The sequence below is a fragment of the Sphaerochaeta sp. S2 genome, assembly GCF_016406725.1.
Lineage (GTDB): Bacteria > Spirochaetota > Spirochaetia > Sphaerochaetales > Sphaerochaetaceae > Sphaerochaeta.
This window is the reverse complement of sequence record NZ_JAEKNT010000506.1, coordinates 1-20,433: the sequence shown is the minus strand read 5'-3', so window position 1 is coordinate 20,433 and position 20,433 is coordinate 1. Positions and strand designations below refer to the sequence as shown.

The 20,433-nt window shown below is 43.8% G+C and carries 15 protein-coding genes; 12 read left to right on the top strand and 3 right to left on the bottom strand.

Features of this window, described 5'->3' with window-relative positions; translation table 11 throughout:
• Positions 1-140: 140 nt before the first annotated feature.
• Positions 141-1,034 (bottom strand): D-isomer specific 2-hydroxyacid dehydrogenase family protein, encoded by an 894-nt coding sequence (locus tag JF818_RS14860; RefSeq protein ID WP_198892775.1) that lies wholly within the window; start codon positions 1,032-1,034, stop codon positions 141-143.
• Positions 1,035-1,261: 227 nt separating this feature from the next.
• Between JF818_RS14860 and JF818_RS14855 the strand changes: the two genes are divergently transcribed.
• The 4 genes from JF818_RS14855 to JF818_RS14840 all read left to right on the top strand — a co-directional run bounded on the left by JF818_RS14855 (position 1,262) and on the right by JF818_RS14840 (position 6,507).
• Complete coding sequence (locus JF818_RS14855) at positions 1,262-3,394, top strand: KamA family radical SAM protein (protein ID WP_198892773.1); 2,133 nt, start codon at positions 1,262-1,264, stop codon at positions 3,392-3,394.
• A 114-nt stretch (positions 3,395-3,508) separates the two neighbouring features.
• Positions 3,509-4,465 carry a D-2-hydroxyacid dehydrogenase gene (locus JF818_RS14850; RefSeq protein ID WP_198892771.1) on the top strand — a complete coding sequence of 319 codons (957 nt, stop codon included), beginning with the start codon at positions 3,509-3,511 and terminating at the stop codon, positions 4,463-4,465.
• Between the two features lie 237 nt (positions 4,466-4,702).
• Positions 4,703-5,587, top strand: a complete 885-nt coding sequence (garR, locus tag JF818_RS14845) for a 2-hydroxy-3-oxopropionate reductase (RefSeq protein ID WP_198892769.1) — start codon at positions 4,703-4,705, stop codon at positions 5,585-5,587.
• A 14-nt stretch (positions 5,588-5,601) separates the two neighbouring features.
• Positions 5,602-6,507: a dihydrodipicolinate synthase family protein gene (locus JF818_RS14840; RefSeq protein ID WP_198892767.1), complete on the top strand. Its 906-nt coding sequence runs from the start codon at positions 5,602-5,604 to the stop codon at positions 6,505-6,507.
• 83 nt (positions 6,508-6,590) lie between these two features.
• On the opposite strand, the gene JF818_RS14835 is transcribed toward JF818_RS14840, so the two are convergent.
• Positions 6,591-7,382, bottom strand: coding sequence for an IclR family transcriptional regulator (locus tag JF818_RS14835; RefSeq protein ID WP_198892765.1), 792 nt, complete (start codon positions 7,380-7,382; stop codon positions 6,591-6,593).
• 895 nt (positions 7,383-8,277) lie between these two features.
• On the opposite strand from JF818_RS14835, the gene JF818_RS14830 reads away from it, so the two are divergent.
• From JF818_RS14830 to garD, 6 genes are all read left to right on the top strand, one after another.
• Positions 8,278-9,192: an AEC family transporter gene (locus JF818_RS14830; protein WP_198892763.1), complete on the top strand. Its 915-nt coding sequence runs from the start codon at positions 8,278-8,280 to the stop codon at positions 9,190-9,192.
• Positions 9,193-9,638: 446 nt separating this feature from the next.
• Positions 9,639-10,595, top strand: coding sequence for a tripartite tricarboxylate transporter substrate-binding protein (locus tag JF818_RS14825; protein WP_198892761.1), 957 nt, complete (start codon positions 9,639-9,641; stop codon positions 10,593-10,595).
• 75 nt (positions 10,596-10,670) lie between these two features.
• Positions 10,671-11,132, top strand: a complete 462-nt coding sequence (locus JF818_RS14820; RefSeq protein WP_198892759.1) for a tripartite tricarboxylate transporter TctB family protein — start codon at positions 10,671-10,673, stop codon at positions 11,130-11,132.
• Between the two features lie 11 nt (positions 11,133-11,143).
• Positions 11,144-12,628 carry a tripartite tricarboxylate transporter permease gene (locus JF818_RS14815; protein ID WP_198892757.1) on the top strand — a complete coding sequence of 495 codons (1,485 nt, stop codon included), beginning with the start codon at positions 11,144-11,146 and terminating at the stop codon, positions 12,626-12,628.
• A 60-nt stretch (positions 12,629-12,688) separates the two neighbouring features.
• Complete coding sequence (locus JF818_RS14810) at positions 12,689-13,996, top strand: lactate racemase domain-containing protein (protein ID WP_198892755.1); 1,308 nt, start codon at positions 12,689-12,691, stop codon at positions 13,994-13,996.
• A 188-nt stretch (positions 13,997-14,184) separates the two neighbouring features.
• Positions 14,185-15,693 (top strand): galactarate dehydratase, encoded by a 1,509-nt coding sequence (garD, locus tag JF818_RS14805; protein ID WP_198892753.1) that lies wholly within the window; start codon positions 14,185-14,187, stop codon positions 15,691-15,693.
• 69 nt (positions 15,694-15,762) lie between these two features.
• Here garD and JF818_RS14800 read toward each other — a convergent pair whose 3' ends face one another.
• Positions 15,763-17,580: a sigma-54-dependent Fis family transcriptional regulator gene (locus JF818_RS14800; protein WP_198892751.1), complete on the bottom strand. Its 1,818-nt coding sequence runs from the start codon at positions 17,578-17,580 to the stop codon at positions 15,763-15,765.
• Positions 17,581-17,728: 148 nt separating this feature from the next.
• Between JF818_RS14800 and JF818_RS14795 the strand changes: the two genes are divergently transcribed.
• On the top strand, positions 17,729-18,916 hold the full coding sequence (locus JF818_RS14795; RefSeq protein WP_198892750.1) for an enolase C-terminal domain-like protein: 1,188 nt from the start codon (positions 17,729-17,731) through the stop codon (positions 18,914-18,916).
• On the top strand, positions 18,916-20,199 hold the full coding sequence (locus JF818_RS14790; RefSeq protein ID WP_198892749.1) for a DUF362 domain-containing protein: 1,284 nt from the start codon (positions 18,916-18,918) through the stop codon (positions 20,197-20,199). Before JF818_RS14795 ends, JF818_RS14790 begins: the two co-directional genes overlap by 1 nt.
• Positions 20,200-20,433: the final 234 nt, after the last annotated feature.

The window sequence follows — 20,433 nt, the reverse complement described above, 5'->3', positions numbered from 1 at the left end:
CATTCTTGTTGAAAACCTCAACGATCTTGGCTGTGTTCCCTGCTTTTTTCATAGCTTTTATTGTAGCTATGTTTTGAGCAAAAGTCAATGTCTTGGAATGATATATCTTCTAATATTCCAAAGAATTATTGGTATTATAGTTATAATTTAGCGGGAATTTGGGTTATAACCATGGTGGGAAGGTCCCATAATGGACTGCTCTTATCTAATGGTTCGTTCTCAAAAGTGTCACAACCTGCCCCTGCTATTTGTCTTGTACTGACAGCTTCCGAAAGGGCCTTTTCATCAACTACCGCGCCTCTGGATATGTTTATTAAATACGCAGTCTTTTTCATTTTTTCGAAAACTGAAGCATTAATTAAGTGATAAGATTCTGTATTAAGAGGTACAGAGAGTACAACAAAATCTGCTTCTGTAATCAATGAAGTAAAATCTACTCCAGCTTGCTTGCTTTCTTGTCTGTCATATGCCAAGTTCTGTTCTTTCAAAGTACGGCTATAGCCGACAGTTTTCATGCCAAAAGACTTTGCACGTAGGGCAATCTCTGTTCCAATGGACCCGGTACCTATAATGAGTATAGTTTTATTAAATAGGCACGAATATGGATTTAGATGATTTACTCCCCAATGATGGTCATGCTGAGATATAAATATGTCACGTGTTCCATAGGTAAGCGTGAAAATGAAATAGAAAACGTGTTCAGCTAAACAAATTGAGTTTCTTCCTGATCCATTAGTAATTATTCTTCCTCCTTCGAACATTGCCCGTGTAAGTATTTTTTCTATACCAACCCAATCAAAATGGATCCATTTTAAGTTTGGAGCATGTTCAAGATTTTGAATCGGTAATACTCCCCCTAAAATAGCAACCTCAACATATTCCAAGGCTTTTAGCGCTCTGTTTATATTTTTTTCAGAATTATCGGGTATCACAGAAATTACAGAATATCCCGCTGTTGTTAGAGCATTCAGCAATTTCTTTTGGTAGGGTTGTGGGTATTCCACATATACCAAAGCATTTTTACTATTCTTCATATATTTCCTTCAATTGACTATTGGTCTGACCAATTACATGGTGTTTGTAGCAGCTGTATTTGTCAAGAAAAATACATGAATTGATGCAATAGATTTAGGAGTGAGAATCTTAGATTATTGAATGATGAGCAATAATTAATCGATGAGATAATATAATAAGTATTTATAAGAAAAAGAATAAACAAGAATGCTTGACATACGATAACCCATCCCTGTATCTTTAGCACATGAATACATCTATCAATCGCATTACTGAACTTGTCGCCAAGATGAAGGCAGACAATCCAGAACTTATCTCCTTGTTCCTTGACCAGAAGCTTGATGATGCGGCTTTGGTAGCTTCTCTTCGTGAAGAGATGGCTGCAACGATGCAACAGAGATTCCCAAAAGCATGGTCATATTACACTGGTGAAGGAAAGACCGAACAGGACTACTATACTTTGATGAGCACCTCGATGGCATACCTTAGGATGATGGACTATCTCGACCACGAGGGAGATGTCTATGAAGACCTGAACCTCCATGGAGAGATGGTGACCTCGCGTCCCATTGCGCTCTTGAGGCGTGTCTTGCTGGGACAAGAGACGTCGGTTCATCTTGATTTCCTTGAGGATATGGCTCATCTCATTGGCCAGCTCAGTGGAGTGGAGGATCGTATAATCCCTCCTAGAAGTCAGGTAGAGCAGTGGATGGATTCCCATCCAAGTGGGCTGGACCCAGAGGTGATCGCTTGGAGAACGAAGAACAAGGAGCGAATTGTTGAGCTCCTGATCAAGCGTATCGATGATAGACGGAGAAAAAGCTCCTTCTATCAATTCAAGGATGACATGAGTCATGAGCAAAAGCGCAAGCAGGTACTTGCTTGGTGGAAAGAGGACCGATTCCATTTGCACTTTGCCCTCAGAAGCACTGAGGAGCTCAATCGTTACCTTGGCAACAGTATGGATGCTGAGACGCTCAGGGTCATGAAGGCGTCAGAAAGAAAGGGTATTCCCATCTTTGCCACTCCCTACTTCCTCTCTCTTATCGATACCCGCCCCCTTGAGATGCAGGAACATCCAGGAAGTGACCTCGCCTTGCGTGCCTATCTCTTCTACAGTCAGGACCTCTTGGAGGAGTTTGGTTCAATTGTTGCCTGGGAGAAAGAGGACATTGCAAAGCCAGGGGAGCCCAATGCAGCAGGGTGGTTGCTTCCTTCACACAATGTTCACCGAAGGTACCCAACGGTCGCCATTTTTATCCCTGACACCATGGGAAGAGCCTGTGGAGGCTTATGCTCCTACTGCCAGAGAATGTATGATTTCCAGGCAGGCCGGTTCAACTTTGAGCTGGAGAAGCTCCGCCCGAAACGGACCTGGGAAGAGCAACTTGCCGTCAATATGGAGTATTTCAGGAATGATCCCTACCTTTGGGATATCCTGATCACCGGAGGGGACGCCTTCATGAGCTCTGTGAAGTCCTTGCGTTCAATTCTGGATGCAGTGCTTGAGATGGCAAGGCAGAAGCTGGAAGATAACAAACAACGACCACAAGATGATCAGTATGCTCCCATGCGGAGAGTCCGTCTTGGAACGAAGCTACCGGTGTATCTTCCCCAGCGAGTTACCAAGGAACTCATCCAGGTTCTTGCCGATTTCAAGGCCGAGGCACAGAAGCTGGGCATTGACCAGTGTGTGGTGCAGACGCATATCTCCTCTGCCATGGAGATTACCCCCGATACCAGAAAGGCGATCAGGCGATTGCTTGATGCAGGTTGGGCAGTAACCAACCAGGAAGTCTTCACGGTTGCGGCCAGCAGACGTGGCCATACGGCAAAACTGCGTAAGGTACTCAATGATATCGGCGTCCTTCCTTACTATACCTTCACGGTCAAGGGATTCAAGGAGAACCGAGAGTTGTTTGCGACCAATGCAAGGAGCATGCAGGAGCAGCTTGAGGAGAGTTCCATCGGACAGGTTCCTCAGCGGTATCTCGCCACGCTTCGTCCATTCATGAGTGAGGCGGAGAAAATGGTTGAACAGATCAACATGGTACGTGAGGGGGCTGAGATCCCATTTCTTGCAACAGATCGGAATACGATCAACCTACCGGGCGTGGGCAAGAGCAACACCTTCAGGACCATCGGTATTACCGATGACGGGAGGCGTATCCTGGAGTTTGAGTTCGACCACACCAGGCCGCACAGCAAGGTGATCGAGGAGATGGGCTCTGTGGTCATCATAGAGTCCAAGTCGATAGCCCACTATCTGAGACAGTTGGAGAAAATGGGAGAGGATCCTGCTGAATATGCCTCCATCTGGGGGTATTCTGCTGGAAGCCTTGCTCCTCGTAACCCAATATTTGAGGGTGTGGTCCGGTAACTTCTTTATCATGTTCACGCTATTCCCCTTCTGTAATATGGAGGGGAATTGTTGTCTTTAGATGATTGAGGAAAGGGAGAAAAGTAGGCTAAGCTATGCATATGAGGAGGCACTATGCAACATAAGATAGTCATTCTGGATGGATATACGGAGAACCCAGGGGACCTGAGCTGGGATGGATTTGCAGAACTGGGAGATGTGACGGTGTATGACCGTACACCATCTGATTTGATCGCGCAGCGTATCGCTGATGCCGATATTGTCATTACCAACAAGACCCCGCTTACAGCCGAGACCATAAAGAATGCTGAGAAGATGCAATATATCGGGGTACTGGCTACCGGGTACAATGTAGTCGATGTCCAGGCAGCAAAGGAGAGGGGTGTGGTAGTCACCAACATTCCAACCTATGGGACAGATGCAGTTGCGCAGTTTGTGTTTGCCTTGTTGCTTGAAATCTGCCACCACGTACAACACCACAGTGATGCGGTCAAGGAAGGGCGATGGAGCAAGGCTCCTGATTTCTGTTTCTGGGACTACCCGCTTATTGAACTTGTTGGTAAGACAATGGGAATCATCGGATATGGAAGAATCGGGCAGGCGACAGGAAGGATTGCAAAAGCCTTTGGTATGAAGGTCATTGCCTATGATTCCTATCAAAATCCTGAGCTGAAAGATGATTATGTCTCCCTGGATACCTTGTTGTCTGAAAGTGATGTGATTGCATTGCATTGTCCTCTTTTTCCTGAAACCGAGGGTATCATCAACAAGGAAAGCATCGCCAAGATGAAGGATGGGGTTATCCTGATCAATAACAGTCGAGGTCCCTTGATTGTAGAACAGGATCTTGCCGATGCCCTCAATAGTGGCAAGATAGCTGCCGCAGGATTGGATGTTGTCTCCTCTGAGCCGATCAAGGAGGACAATCCTCTCTTGCAGGCAAAGAATTGCCTGATCACACCCCATATCAGCTGGGCACCAAAGGAAAGTCGTCAGAGATTGATGGATATCGCTGTTGCAAACCTGAGGGGATTTCTCTCCGGTGCAAGACAGAATGTGGTGAATGGCTAGCAAGAGATGTCTGCTAAGCTTGTCTGTATAATGCAGTTTGAAATTTATATAACACGGTTTAAAAAATATAATAGTACTGTAAGAAACTATAATTTTAGTTGACAGAATTTAAGACTCCCCTTACTCTATCCCTAGGAGCCATTGGTGCTTCTAGGGATAATGGTGTGCCCGTCATGTTGGCATTCGGCATGCCATCTTCGTTATACCTGATCAATATATATAATGAGGAGATATACAATGAAGATTGGATTTATCGGACTGGGGATCATGGGCAAGCCCATGGCCAAGAACCTGCTGAAGGCAGGGCATGAGGTGGTGTGTTTCGACCTGAACAAGGCAAGTGTGGAAGAGGTTGTTGCAGCGGGAGCTGTAGCCGGAGCCTCGGCTGCCGATGTGGCTGCCCAGGTGCCGCTGGTGATCACTATGCTTCCCAACAGCCCGCACGTGAAGAGCGTGGTGCTGGGTGAGAAGGGAGTGCTCGAGGGGGCGAAAGAAGGATTGAAGCTTGTCGACATGAGCTCGATCGCGCCTCTTGCAAGCCAGGAAGTGGAGAAGGCCTGTGCAGAGAAGGGCGTGAGGATGCTCGACGCCCCCGTCTCCGGCGGGGAGCCCAAGGCGATAGACGGTACGCTGGCGATCATGGTCGGCGGGGAGAAGGAACTGTTCGAGGAGCTGAAGGACATCCTGCTGGTCATGGGGGCCAGTGCGGTGCACTGCGGTCCGATCGGGGCAGGGAACACGACCAAGCTTGCGAACCAGATCATCGTTGCCCTGAACATAGCGGCGGTTAGTGAGGCGTTCACGCTGGTGAAGAAGGCCGGGGTCGACCCGCACCTGGTGTTCGACGCGATCAAGGGCGGGCTTGCCGGTTCCACGGTGATGAACGCGAAGGCACCGATGATGATGGAATCGAATTTCAAGCCCGGGTTCAAGATCGACCTGCACATCAAGGACCTTGCCAATGCGATGGACACGGGCCACGGGGTGGGATCGCCCCTGCCGTTGACCGCATATGTGAGGGAGATGATGGAGACGCTGCACGCCGACGGGTTCGGGGGCGACGACCACAGTGCGCTGGCCCGCTATTACGCGAAGGTGAGCGGTACGAAGATCGGCGACTGAGGAAGGAGAGAGGCATGGATACGAGTTTCATCAAGGGGATCATACCCCCGATCGTGACCCCGATCACGGAAGACGAGAAGGTGGACGAGGCGTCGCTGAGGAAGGTGGTGGACTTTGTCATCGAGGGAGGGTGCTCCGGTATCCTTGCCTTCGGGTCGAACGGCGAGTTCTACATGATGGAAGAGGCCGAGATGGAAGAGGCCCTGGGCATCATGGTGGACCAGTGTGCAGGGCGGGTGCCGATCTACATGGGAGTCGGGGCGATACGCACGAGCAAGTGTGTGCGCCTGGCGAGGATGGGTGTGCGCCTAGGGGCGAGGAGCGTGTCGATCCTGCAGCCGATGTTCCTTAAGCCGACGGAGGAGGAGCTGAAGCAGCACTTCCGTACCATAGCCGCTGCAGTGAGTGAGGTGCCGGTGCTGCTGTACAACAACCCCGGCAGATGCGGGTACGCGATGAGCCAGGACCTGGTCCAGGAGCTTGCGCACAGCATCCCCAACCTGGTGGGGATGAAGGACTCGAGCGGGGACCTGACGCAGACGATGGAGTTCGTGAGGCGGAACGCCGACATCTCCTTCAAGGTGCTGAGCGGGAAGGACACGCTGATCTACTCCGGCCTTGGGGTCGGGGCGGTCGGTGCGGTGTGCTCGACGGCGAACTACCTGCCGCGTCTGGTGTGCTCGATTTACGAGAGGTACGTGGCCGGAGACATCAAGGGATCGCTGGAGGCGCAGCTGATGCTGAACCCGATCCGCCTGGCGACCGACAAGTCGAGCTTCCCTGTTGCAACGAAGGACCTGGCGAACCTGGTGGGGACAAAGGTGGGCAAGCCCTACCTTCCCACAATGCCAAGCCCGGCCGCTCAGATGGAGAACCTCCGTCAGAGCCTCATCGATGGTGGCTTTGATGTAGTGGAATAACTCGTTTCCAGAACTAGCATATACAATGAGAGGGTCATCAATAACGATGACCCTCTGTAAAATACTGCATGTTTTAATTCGGATTACAGAACCGGAGTTGTGGTGAATCCCATCATATAAGAGATTCTGGAAGCAGTATCCTTGAGACGAGGAATGGCTCTCTCAATCTCTTCCACACTCATATTGGATACCAGGGCACTTACGCTGATGCCAGCAATAATTTTCCCATCCCTTCCTCTTACTGGAACAGCAGAGCAGTTGTCTCCGTCGATGAACTCATTGCGGTCACGGGCGCAACCTTCACTGCGAACCTTTGCAAGCTCTTTCTTGAACGCGACTGGGTCGGTGATGGTCTGCTCAGTATACTTGGTAAGGCCTTTTTCCTTGAGCAGGGCATCCACCTGATTTTCTTCCAGTTCGCTGGTAAGTACTTTTCCCAGTGCCGTACAGTGAATGGGTAGCTGCCTGCCTGGGGTGAAATAGGTACGAGGAGTGCTCTGGGTGTCAATTCGGTCGAGCATAAGTACTTCACCGTTGTAGAAGACTGCCATATTGACGTTTGCCTTGGGGAATTGATTCCACAGAAGCTCAAGGTAGGGCATGGTAACTTTCCGAATTTCCTGGGAGTGAAGTGCACTTCTGCTGAGTTTGAGCGTCTTCAGGCTGATCGCATACAAGCCGGTGTATGGGTCTTTGGTCATGTACCCGGAACTCTGTAAGCTTGCCAGCAGGCGAAAAGCCATATTGCTGTTGGTGTCCAAGGCGGTACAGACGTCCTGGATGGAGATGGGGCCACTTTGCTCAGCGGCATAGTCGAGTATCTGGAAGCAACGAGAAACAGCTTTGATGTTGTATTTGTCAGTGTCATTCGGCATGATAACGTCCTCTTTCCTATTTGAAATATATGCAAATTATTATAACACAATTATAGTATCGCATGTAATTATGAAATTATCAAAGAAAATACGACGATCATCTCCATAACATCGATACATGAGATATGATGAGTACTGTATATTACATGAAGTAACAGACTTGTAAGTGATATGTTCAAACATAGTTATAAAAAATCAAATACAAATTATAAAATTTATAATAAAAATTGACATACGAGAAAAAGCACTATAGCATGATATAGGTACGGGTGTCTAATTCACACGTTGTACATGTTCGTAAGTTAGGAGGAGATATCATGATTCCTATTTTACCCGAAATATCGTCATTTTGACGGACAGTCAAGGGAATACCGGGGTGGGAGAGGTTCCCGGTGGCCAGAAGATTACTGCAAATAATTTCGGATTTCATTGGAATGGGATGTGATACGGATTGCCTTTTGCTATGGTGCTTAGGAAAGCAAATTGAGTTCGATTGATAGTACTTTTAATGGATAGTTGATAGAATTTCTAGTATTTCAGTAATTGAATTACTTGATATTGAAATGCTTGTCATCCTAGTGAAAAGATCAGCTAAAGTCTGATATCTAAATGAAAACAGGATATAATCTGTCTTGTGTATTGATCAAATTTTTATTATAGTTCTTTGTCAGCTAGTTTCTAAACTTTGCATTTCTCCAACTGAAAGGGAATATTTTAGAGCGTTTTGTAGGTGAGAAAGCATAAAGATTGTATTTGGAACAGATTTTCGTGGCTCTTTACAATATTGCAGGTAAGCCTCCCCTTATCCCGTGCTTGCCATGTGCTTTGGCGTGGTTATATAGAAATGATAGATTGAGCCCTGTCCAATCATGACTATACTTGAAGGAAAAGATATATGGATCTCGCAAGTCTATGGAGTCTGCAAGGACAGCTCTTTGCCTTGTTGGCGGTAGGGGCATTGCTCCGTAAGGTAGGGTTGTTCCAGGAGAGTACGAAAGGGTTCCTGACCGACTTGGTCCTCTATGTGACGCTGCCTTGCAGTATTATCCTCTCCTTTCGTATGGAGATCAGCAGGGAGTTGTTACTCTCCTTCTCCATTATTTTCTTTGTTTCCATGGGGATTCAGCTCTTTTGTTTTCTGCTCTCAAGGATCACCTATAGAAAGCAGGATGAGGGCAAGAAGAGCGTGCTCCGCTACGGACTGTTGGTTTCAAACGCCGGTTTTCTGGGGCTTCCCATAGCAGGGGAGCTCTTTGGAGCAGCCGGCTATATGTATGCTTCCATCTACCTGATCCCTCAACGTGTGGTCATGTGGACAGCTGGCCTTTCCATCTTCAGTCCTGCAGCAGTGAACAAGAAGCAGGCAGCGCTGAAGGTAATCCTTCACCCCTGTATGGTTGCAGTGTATATTGGGCTGCTTTGGATGTTGTTTCCGGTGAAGATTCCTTCATTCATGGAGATGACGCTCTCCTCTCTTGCCGGCTGTACCACGGCATTGTCCATGATGCTTATCGGTTCCCTTTTTGCTGAAATGAAGAGGGAGCATCTCCGCCTGGATGGAAACCTCATTGTCTTCTCCCTTCTGAGGCTTGGTTTCATACCACTGGTCTCCTATCTGGTGACCAGATTTATGGGACTCGATCCCTTGATCATTGGGGTTTCGGTCATACTGGCAGCGATGCCCGGAGGTTCTTCCACGGTAATCCTTGCCTTCAAGTATGGCAGGGATACCATTTATGCTTCCAAGTTGGTTATTGTCAGTACCTTTCTTTCCCTGATTTCCATCCCAGTGTGGGGGATGGTTCTGTGAGAGACATCTTGGTAAAGGAGTACTACCAAATTCAAATAGTATTATACAAAAATTGCGTGTATTTGAGGTAAAATGGTTTGAATTCTTTAGTTTTGAGAGAAATATATTTGATTACGTGAATTATAATTGCTAATAAAACGTTATAATATATATAATAATAAGTCATATTTTGCATTTTGTAAAAGAATGCAATAAATTCTGGTTATTTGTATATTCTTTCATACGATAATTGAAAATTTCATTATTAATTATAAAAAAATCAAAAAGATTTTGAAAAAATAAATTTTTTAGTTGACATATTGAAAAACCAAGCTTAGGCTATAGATAGGAAGTAAAGCGCTTTTCACAGGTGTTTTGTTCTGATGGATCTGGATTTGGACCTGGTTGTAGGGATCCACATATCGAAATCCTCATGTGGGGATGGTTAGTTTCGAAAGGAGTTCTAAATGAAAAAATGGCTTGTGATTCTAATGGTAGCAGTTCTTGCTATGAGCTTTGCTTTTGCAAATGGGACAAATGAGACGAGTGATGGTGCAGCTAAGTGGCCAAAGAACGTAGAAATTGTTGTTCCCGCAGGCGCTGGTGGTGATACTGATTTCAATGCACGTCTTCTTGCTCAGTATCTTCAGGAAGAGATTGGAAGTAATTTCGTAATTTCTAATGTAAGTGGTAATGGTGGAGCTACAGGTACCCGTCAGGTAAAGAATGCAACCGCAGATGGTAGTAGCATCCTTTTCTATCACTCAGCATTTGTAGTAAACAAGGCTAGTGGTACTGTTGATTACGGATTTGATTCCTATGATTTTTCATGTATAGCTGCTATGAATCGTGGTAACATGATTGTAACGAAATCAGAATATAACTTTAAGAACATGGCAGATCTGAAGGCTTATACCCAGGCTCATCCGAATGAACTTAAAATTGCAATTCAAACCGGTGCTACTACTTATGCAGTTGCTATGCAGCTCATTAAAGAAGGCTTTCTGCTAAATCCGGTTGATGCTGGAAGTTCCTCTGCCCGTCTAGCAGCAATTCTTGGTGGACACGTTGATGTGATTCTTGCTGCATATGGTTCGGTAAAGGATTATGTGGAGGAAGGTACTCTCGATGTAATTGGAAGCGATAGTCCATTTGACCTTGAGGAAGTTGGGGTTGTCTCCAATAAAAACCAAGGTGTTAATGCTTCCCTTCCCTTCTATTATTTCTTTGCTTTCCCCAAGGGAACTCCTGCAAACCTTGTAACTGAATTTACTGCTGCTGTTGGTGATATTGTTAATAACAATGAAGAGTATCAGCAGAAAATTTATGCTGCTTACTATCAGAAGCCAACTTTTATTCCTGGAGAAGAAGGGTTGAAAAAGTACGCAGAAGTTGAAGAGATCTTGAGTACTATAGAGTTCTAAATCATTATCAACTGGAGAAGCCATGGACTCAATAAGAGTAGATGGCTTCTCTGTGTATATAGGAAGATAATATTCATGAAAAGAAATTTAGAATCAAATCTAATTAACCTGATTCTGATACTTATTGGAGTCGCTTTATTCAGTTCTGCACTTAGTATCAAATCTGGAGTAACTACCTCTGTCGGTGGTGATTTTTTACCGAAAATTGTCACCAGTATTTGGATTGCAGTAGCAGTCTTGCTTTTCATTTCCGGATTGAAGAACGAGAAGGATGCTCCTGAAAAAATGAATATGCTTGGAGTGCTCCTTACCTTTTTTTTATTGTTCTTTTATATTGGAATGCTAAAGTATCTAGGGTTCATTCTATGCTCAATGCTATATCTTGGTATTCAGATGATTCTCGTTATACCTAAAGAAATTCGAAACAGAAAAAATTATATCATTCTTGGAGTTATTGCTATTGTAGTTCCCATACTCACAAACCTAATCTTCGTGAATGTATTCTCACTAATTCTACCATCAAGCAGACTATTCTGAGGAGGTTGTAAATGGTAATTGAAGGACTGCTTTCCATTTTAAATCCATCTACATTTGCAGTGATGTTTTTGGGTGTTGTAATAGGAATCATTTTTGGCTCCATTCCCGGTCTAACCTCTACAATGGGAGTTGCTCTCTGCCTCCCCTTAACTTTTGGTATGAGTCCGCTTAATGGTATTGCTCTCTTAGTTGCATTATATGTAGGTGGAACCTCAGGAGGTTTAATTTCAGCAATTCTATTGAAAATACCAGGAACTCCCTCCTCTGTAGCCACTACTTTTGATGGTGGGCCCATGGCTGATCGTGGTGAAGCCAGTAAGGCACTTGGTGTGGGTATTTTTTATTCATTTATTGGTACAATTATTTCAATTGGAGCACTTATATTTATTGCACCACTTCTTGCAAAGATTGCACTGAAGTTTGGACCATATGAATATTTTGCAATATGCCTTTTTGCCTTGACGATGATAGTCGGAATGGTTGGAGATAACTTGCTGAAAGGCGTTGTGAGTGCGTTAGTAGGTATCACTTTATCACTAGCAGGTATTGCCTCAATTGGAGGAGCTGCCCGCTTTACCTTTGGTATTGATGATATGGAAAACGGCTTTGCACTCTTACCAGTACTCATCGGGCTCTTTGCCGTAGCTGAAATTTTGAAAATTGCGGCAACCGGTTTGAAGGTAGAAAAGAATAAAGTTGCCGAGTATAAAATGAAAGGGTTTGGTTTTTCTTTCAAAGAATTCAAAGAGCAGTTTATTAATATGATACGTTCAGCATTGATTGGAGTTGGTATTGGTATTCTTCCAGGCATCGGTGGGGCAACCTCCAATATAGTGGCATATAGTGTTGCAAAACAACAGAGCAAACATCCAGAAAAGTTTGGTACGGGATGTATTGACGGAATTATTGCTACAGAGACGGCCAATAATGCATCAATCGGGGGGTCTCTGATTCCTCTCTTAACGCTTGGTATTCCTGGCGATACTGTAACTGCAATGATTCTCGGAGGACTTACTCTTCATGGTATACAGCCGGGTCCGTTGCTATTTAGGACTAGCGGTGTTCTCGTATATGGGATTTTTGCTGCATTCCTTGTTTCTACTATTATCATGCTTATTGTTGAGTATGGTGGATTACGAGTCTTTGTAAAGATTCTATCTGTTCCAAAGTATATCCTGCTTCCGATTATTATGACGTTTTGTGTAGTGGGCACCTATGGCACGAACCATAGAATTTTTGATGTTTGGACAGCTCTGATTTTTGGGGTTATTGGCTTCTTTCTTTCTCGTAATAAGTTTCCACAGGCTCCAATAATTCTCGGATTTGTTCTGGCTCCTATTGTTGAAGAAAATCTTATTAGGGGTATGCAGTATTCCAATAATAATTTCTTCATGTTCTTCTCAAGTCCAATCGCTCTTACTTTTATGCTTCTTACGGTAGCTGTATTGATATTTACTGTTATTAAAGAAAAAAAAAGAAAAAGCCAAGTTCGTTGATTGAGCAAGAATTCGGGAAGAAGAATATTTCATTACTGTCTGGGGAGAAGGATACTAACTATGAAAATTGTGAAAGGTGGAAATGTAACAAAATTACTTGAAGGAATTGCTATCCCAAAAATGTTTTATGCCAGACAGAATTTTAAGAGGGATCATATCGAGAAAGATGATATTGCTGGTGAGATTATTAAGGAGCTTAAGAGGACCGAGATTTCCTCAACCATACAACCAGGGATGTCAATTGCAATCACTGCTGGTAGCCGAGGAATTAGAAATGTTGCGCTGATTACAAAAACTATAGTAGATTTTGTGATAGAAATGGGAGCACATCCATATATTGTCCCAGCAATGGGAAGTCATGGAGGAGCGACTGCAGAAGGCCAAATGAAAATGCTTGAGACATTTGGCATTACCGAAAAATCTATGGGTTGCCCAATTAGAAGCAGTATGGATACTGTTCTCCTTGGTACTTCAAAATTCGGTAAACCTGTGTACCAAGATAGAAATGCTTATGAAGCCGATGGGATAATTGTTTCTTGTCGTATCAAGCCTCATAATGCGTTTCGAGGGGAAGTGGAAAGTGGTATTTGCAAAATGCTGGTGGTTGGGTTAGGTAAGCAGAAAGGTGCCGAAAGTGTACATTCAGATGGAATGGGTAATATGGCAAAAAATCTGATTGCTAATACGCAAGTGGTTCTGGAAAATTCCAAAATACTTTTTGCGATTCCCTGCATAGAAAATGCTTACGATGAGACAGCTTGTTTTGAAGCAGTTCTTCCAATATCCGTCATGACACGAGAGCCAGAGTTGTTACAAATTGCCTTTCAGAATATGCCAAGCATTCTGGTACCAGAGGCAGATGTACTTATAGTCAATGAGATGGGTAAGAATTTTTCTGGGACAGGCGTTGATCCCAATATTTCAGGTACCTGGAGCACTGATTATGCCTCCGGAGGGTTAAAAGTACAACGGACATGCTTTTTGGACCTTACAGACGTAAGTCATGGTAATGCAAATGGTATGGGACTTGCAAATATTATCACAAAACGAATGTTCGATAAACTTGATCCTGAAATGATTTATCCGAATTGCTTCACAAGTACTGTACTTAAATCAGCTATGATGCCGGTTGTTGTTGCAACGGATAAGGAAGCAATTCAAGCCTGTATTCGCACCTTGAATGGTGTAGACAAAGCCCGACTTAGAATAGTAAGAATCAAGAACACTTTGCATCTAGACATGATTATGCTTTCAGAAGCGTATTATCAAGATATTCTAGATGGCAAATATCCAGGGCTTGAAGCCATTTCCGAACCACAGTTTCTTGCTTTTGATTCCGAGGAAAACCTTCTTACCCAAATTGAGTAAAACAAAGAATGGTAAACGAATTTGTTTGCTGACATCTGTAGAAGATTCTGGGATTTGGGTGGAAGGAATATATGGATTACATTAGTAAGTAATAAAATTTGATAGAACGATTTTACTGCTATTGGTTAGTTTCATTTGAGAAACGAATTTCTAGAGATTTCATATATACAAAAATTAGTGGAGAAAATATGAGTACATTGATTATAAAGATTGATCCAAGAGATACGGTAGCCATTATCACTGAAGCCTCTCAAAAAGGGGATGTGGTTGATGGTATCACACTCCTCTCTGATATTCCCCAGGGCCATAAGGTGGCCCTGCAGGATATGCAGAAAGGGGATGAGGTTATCCGCTACGGAGTAGTGCTTGGTTATTTGCTTGAAGGAGTGAAGAAGGGTGCTTGGATTAATGAAAACTCCCTTGAGTTGCCTCTTCAGCCACCTCTGGAGGCGCTTTCCTTCAACGAGCCTGAGGATGTAGTGCTTCCCCAACCAAAACGCACTACCTTCCTGGGATATGAGAATCCAAATGGGGGTTATGCTGGAACACGTAACATCCTTGCCATTACCACCACGGTACAGTGTGTCAGTGGGGTGGTGGACCAGTTGGTGAAACGAATTCAGGCTGAATTGCTTCCTCAGTATCCAAATGTTGATGGAGTGGTTGCAATCAATCATGCTTATGGGTGTGGGGTTGCGATCAACGCACCTGATGCTGTTGTTCCTATCCGATCGATCAAGAATACCATCAAGAATCCCAACTTTGGGGGTGAGATCATGGTGGTGGGGCTTGGTTGTGAGAAACTCACCGTCGATAAACTACTCAGTGATGAAGAGAATACCCCAGAGAATGTCATAATCCTTCAGGACTATCCAGGCTTCGGGCCCATGATGGATGCTCTGCTTGCGATGGCAGAGACCAAGCTCAAGAGTCTTGATAAGCGTAAACGTACCACCTTGCCACTCGAAAAGCTTTGTGTTGGCATGCAGTGTGGGGGCAGTGATGCTTTCAGCGGTGTGACGGCCAATCCAAGTGCAGGTTATGCGAGTGACCTTCTTGTCTCGGGTGGTGCCACGGTGATGTTCAGTGAGGTCACTGAGGTCCGTGACGGGGTGCATCTGCTTGCCGAGCGTTGCAAGGACGAGAAAGCTCTCAAGAAGTTGGTTGCTGAAATCGGCTGGTATGATGAATACCTTGCAAAGGGAAGTGTGGATCGTAGTGCAAACCCTACTCCTGGAAATAAGCAGGGTGGTCTTTCCAATATTGTTGAGAAAGCGATGGGTTCAATTGTGAAGAGTGGACATGCTCCCATAGTCGAGGTGCTCGGCCCTGGTGAGCTTCCTACCAAGAAAGGGCTCATATTCGCTGCCACCCCAGCGAGCGATATTGTCTGCGGTCCCAGCCAGCTTGCCAGCGGAATGACAGTCCAGGTCTTCATGACCGGACGTGGAACACCATATGGTCTGGCCGAGGCTCCGGTCATCAAGGTTTCCAGCCGTAATGCGATGAAGAATATGTGGCAGGATCTGATCGATCTTGATGCAGGTTCCATTGCTACCGGGGAAGAGACTGTCGAAGTGGTTGGGGAGCGCTTGTTCAACCTGATCCTTGATGTGGCAAGTGGAAAGAAGCCCTTCAGTGAACAGTATGGGCTGAACAACTTCCTCTGTTATTTCAATCCAGCTCCGATTACATAACAGGCAATAGAGCCTTTCTACCATTAGGGACTAGATTGATTGTAAAAACTTGAAGGTATTCTTGTGTAATCAATGGGGATTTAGTTCCTTGAAGTAACGCCATAGAGTCGACCTACTGCACTTTAGCTGACTCGCCATGAGTGATACCTTCCCATTATAGAAAGCCTTAAGTGAGAGGAGATCTTCCCTCGTGTAATAGTTTCCCCCGATGAAATAGGTTTTTTCCGTTCGGGGAACTATTGGAATACGCTTGGATTCTGAGTCAAAGAGAGAAAAATATGCATCCTCTCCAAGTTCTTTCAAAATCATCTCTGTTGTGACAATTCCCTTTCCGTTGCATCTCAGGCTTAATCTATCAACGAGACATTTCATCTCCTGAATATTTCCTGGCCAGGAGTATTGGGGAAGTGTACCACTGAAAGAAAGACCCTTCTCATCGAGAAATCGAGAAAAAAGAAGTAAAATATCATCTCCCCTTTCCCTGAGTGGGGGGAGGGGAATGAGGTGAGAAGTGAGGACATAATAGAGTTTCTTGCTGAATTGGCCATGAGCTGTTCTCTGTTTAAGATTTGTTTCAGTAGAACAAATCAGCTTAAAATTCACATGTATTATTTCTCCATCATCCATTCGGATACATGAATCTGATGCAATCTGTGCAATATTTTCTTGCAGCTGAAGATTAAGATCCTCTACTTTGGAGATGTACAAAGTACCGGACTGGCAAGAGAGAATGTCATCTAGAGACACTGTCATAGAACTTCTAGCAATGAAAACATTTCGGGTGGAACATGCATCATGAATTGCTTTCGCAAGCATAGATTTTCCAGTTCCATATTCACCGATGATCAATACTGGGGTCGCATCACGGGCGCATTGTTTTGCTGCTTCAATGGCGAATCTGAAAGTTGGAGACTTCCCAAGTATCGAAAGAAATCCTTCCCCTTTCAAAGAGAGTTGGTTTGATTGGTCAGGAATGACGAACGATTGTGGTTTCATAGATATTATTGCACCAGTATTGGTAGAGCTCGTCGTTACTGGTGAAAAGGAAAGCAAAAATATCTTATCTTGAATTTTTACTGCATGGCGTGTATATCGTTTTCCTTTTTTCAAGGTGAGTTGTAACATCGTATTTTCTTCTTTAGGTAATATATCTATCGCTCTAAGTCCTGCAGGGTCTGGTTGACATTGAAGCATTCTTGTCGCAGGTTTGTTGCAATATCTTATTATACCATTCCTATCTATAGCCAAGATTCCATCGGAAATACTTTCCAGAATAGTACGGCTTTCAATGTTCGTTTCCTTTTTTAGTTCGGTAGCCTTCTGTACAGATATTGCTTCGGTATAAGCTTGCAATACAGACTCATAGGAAGCTTCAAGGATAACACAAGGTATTTTTTCGGAAGTAGCAATACTATAGGTAAAGACTCCCCCAATAATAGCCTTTACATGTTCTTTCTTGGCAAGGTTTACGGCAGAACGAATATCTTGACTAGTAAGACAAGGATAAAGAGATAGCTTATAGCCAAGTCTTGAGAGGAAAACATTTGCAGAGGCAAGTGATTTTTCTTCTCCAATATATGCAAGTTTTCCGGTTCTAGAGTTCATAAGCGAAGCCGCTTTTTCTACTGCTAAGTGAATGTCATGATTTGAAATAGGTATTTCTACGATAGGAAACGGGAGTCTTTCTGCTCTGAGCATTTTTGCCGTATTCCCTCGTCCTATGATGACATCGATGTCATCATCAAGATTTTCCTTAATATATTCGACCGCATTCTCCATGAAGGCACTTACAATAATCAGGGATTTCTCAGCATGGTATTCTTTCTGGATTTTGTACGCATGCATAGCGATACATGCTCCAGAAGCTATCATCAATATTTTTGACATTATCTGTTTCCTTATGTTTTAATTATAAAACATAAAATGAAAATTGAAACAATTATAAAACACTATTTCAAGAAACTATTGAAATTAAAAAGAATTGGTGAGAATCGTCTCTTCAGATATTATTATAACCAACGAGGAGGCCTTGCTTATGGATGAGGTAACGATTGGATTTCCTATTGAGGATCAGGAGCTTAGCTTTTCGAAAGCAGTGTTTTATAATTTCAATCCCATTCCTGTTAAAAAACCTTGGAGAGATGCGACTGGTGGTTTTGGGTCCTATATTCCTTTGCAAGGTTGGATTCAATTATTTGACAATGATGGGTTTTGTGGTGAAACCTTCTGTTCGATGGGAATGGTTGAGAATATTCTCCCACTTGTTCTGACAGGAGAAAAGAAGAAGGTAAGTGACTGGTATCAGTATCTGTACTGGAAACTACGCAATTTCGGATTTCAGTCAGGCCAAATTGCTGATTTGGGTCAGTTTGATTTTCTAATGTTGGACATTTTAGCTCGTAAGCATTCTCTGCCGCTTCACCGCTATCTTGGTGCAAAGAAAGATTGGTGTTCAATATACAAGGGAGGAGGTTCTCTTCTTTCATCGGATGCTGATCTTGTTACTGATATGGAAAGGTATGTCAAAGAAGGAAATAAGATTATCAAATTCAAAGTGGGTAGTGATTGGGGCCAGAATATGAAACGTGATGTTCTGCGTATGGCTAAGGTCCGTGATGCAGTAGGTCCAGATGTACATATTGCAATCGATGCAAATCAGGTGTTTTCTGTTGATGAGGCGCTCCGTTTTGCAGATCTCATCAGACCATATAATCCTGCTTGGTATGAAGAGCCTTGTCATTCTCATGATATGAATGGCATAAAAGAGCTAAAGGAACGAGGTGTCGGTCTTAAACTCGGCTACGGAGAATCTATGAGAAATGCGTATGCATTTGAAACGTATGCAGAGAAAGGTGTTGATCATCTTATGCCTCTGGTAGGACGAATGTGTAAGATGAGTGATTTACTAAAGATACGAGCTCTTTGTAAAGAACGAAAACTCCTTTTTTCTGCTGGGGGAACAAGTTGGCTTAATGCTGCATTTGGTGCATTATTTGATGAGGATGAATATCTTGAGAATCATGAACCTATGACTGATCCGATTGGCGATATACTCAGCGTAAAAAGTGAAGAGAAAAATGGACGATTCTATCTTCCTGATATCATTGGAACACCTATTCGTATTAATTTCGAGAAGATTGAGAAAAACCATATTCTCGATGGTGTTAAATGTTACTATGCGGAAAGAATGAAAGCATCATTCGCTGTGAGGGCTGCATACTGATGGCTTCAAGTATTAATAACATGCTCGATTCTTTTCAGATTCCTGAAGTTTGCGCTCTTGAAGTGTCATTTGATCGGACTCGATTAAACGATCTTGAGACTAAGTTGGAGAAGCTTTGGAATGAGAAACAAATTCTAATCCATAAGGGTGATCGCATTGCAATTACTGGTGGTAGTCGCGGAGTTGCAGAGTATCAAAGGATCATGAGAAAGACTGTTTCATTGGTAAAACAGTCTGGAGGTATTCCATTTATCGTACCAGCAATGGGAAGTCATGGAGGAGCAACCGCAGAAGGACAGAGGGGTGTGCTAGAGAAATTGGGTATCACTCAGGAAGCAGTTGGTGCTCCGATTATCTCTTCCATGGAAGTAGAAGAGGTTGGAAAGACTGAATTAGGCCATCCTGTATATATTGATAAGCATGCACTTTCTGCAGATGGTATCATTCTCCTAAATAGAGTGAAATCCCATACTTCAATTCGTGAAAAATATCAGAGTGGATTGATGAAAATGCTTGCAATAGGTTTGGCTAAGCATATAGGTGCTGCTGCTACTCATAGTTTAGGCGTACCCTACCTTGGGCCGAATATGGTAAGGGTTGCAAAAGTTGCATTCGAAAAGCTCAATATTATTGCTGGAATTTCTATAATTGAGAACGGATATGAAGAACTGGCAGATATATATGTGTCTCGAAAAAATGATATTCTCACAACCGAACCAGAGATTCTCAAACGTGCCATTTCGATGATTCCGTCCATTCCTGTACCTGCTATTGATGTTCTGATTGTATTCGAGCTAGGTAAAGATATCAGTGGAACAGGTATGGATCCTGCAGTTATTGGAAGGCCAATTAATAGGGGACCACATGAAGGCCCGCATGTTGAGGTATTAGGCTTACTGCGTCTTACAGAAAAGTCTTCGGGAAATGCAAGTGGGTGTGGTATGGCTGACTTCATAACACGTAAGCTAAAAGAATCTATTGATGAAGAAAGCACCATCGTGAACTCTCTTACCGGAATGCATCCTGAAATTGCAAGAATTCCTGCTGCCTTGCAAAATGATGAATTGATTTTTAAGGCATGCATGAAAGCAGCCGGTTTGTTTGCTCAGCAGAATCCCCGATTAGTGATTATCAAAAACACAAAGGCATTAAATACAATATATCTATCAAGAGCTGCCTATGAATCAATTCCAGATAAATCAAGGGTAAAGATTATTTCAGATTTTCATCCTGTTTCGTTTGATACCGAAGGTAATCTTGAGGTTCAGTGGAGTATTTCCTGATAGATTGAGTGATCTTTAGTTTTAGCTTTACTTGGGTTTGTGAATTGTGCAGTGGTTATTTTAAAAACGTTACTTGCACAGTGTTGATAGGAATCCGCGATATACTGCATGAATTGCGGTTTTACCTCCTGTATCTATGCAAAATACGGCAGTCCACTGCCATGTTCATGAACTTTTCTACCTTCTCGTGCTTGTCCTTGGGGTGGTTCATGACAAAGCAGAATAGGTTCAGAT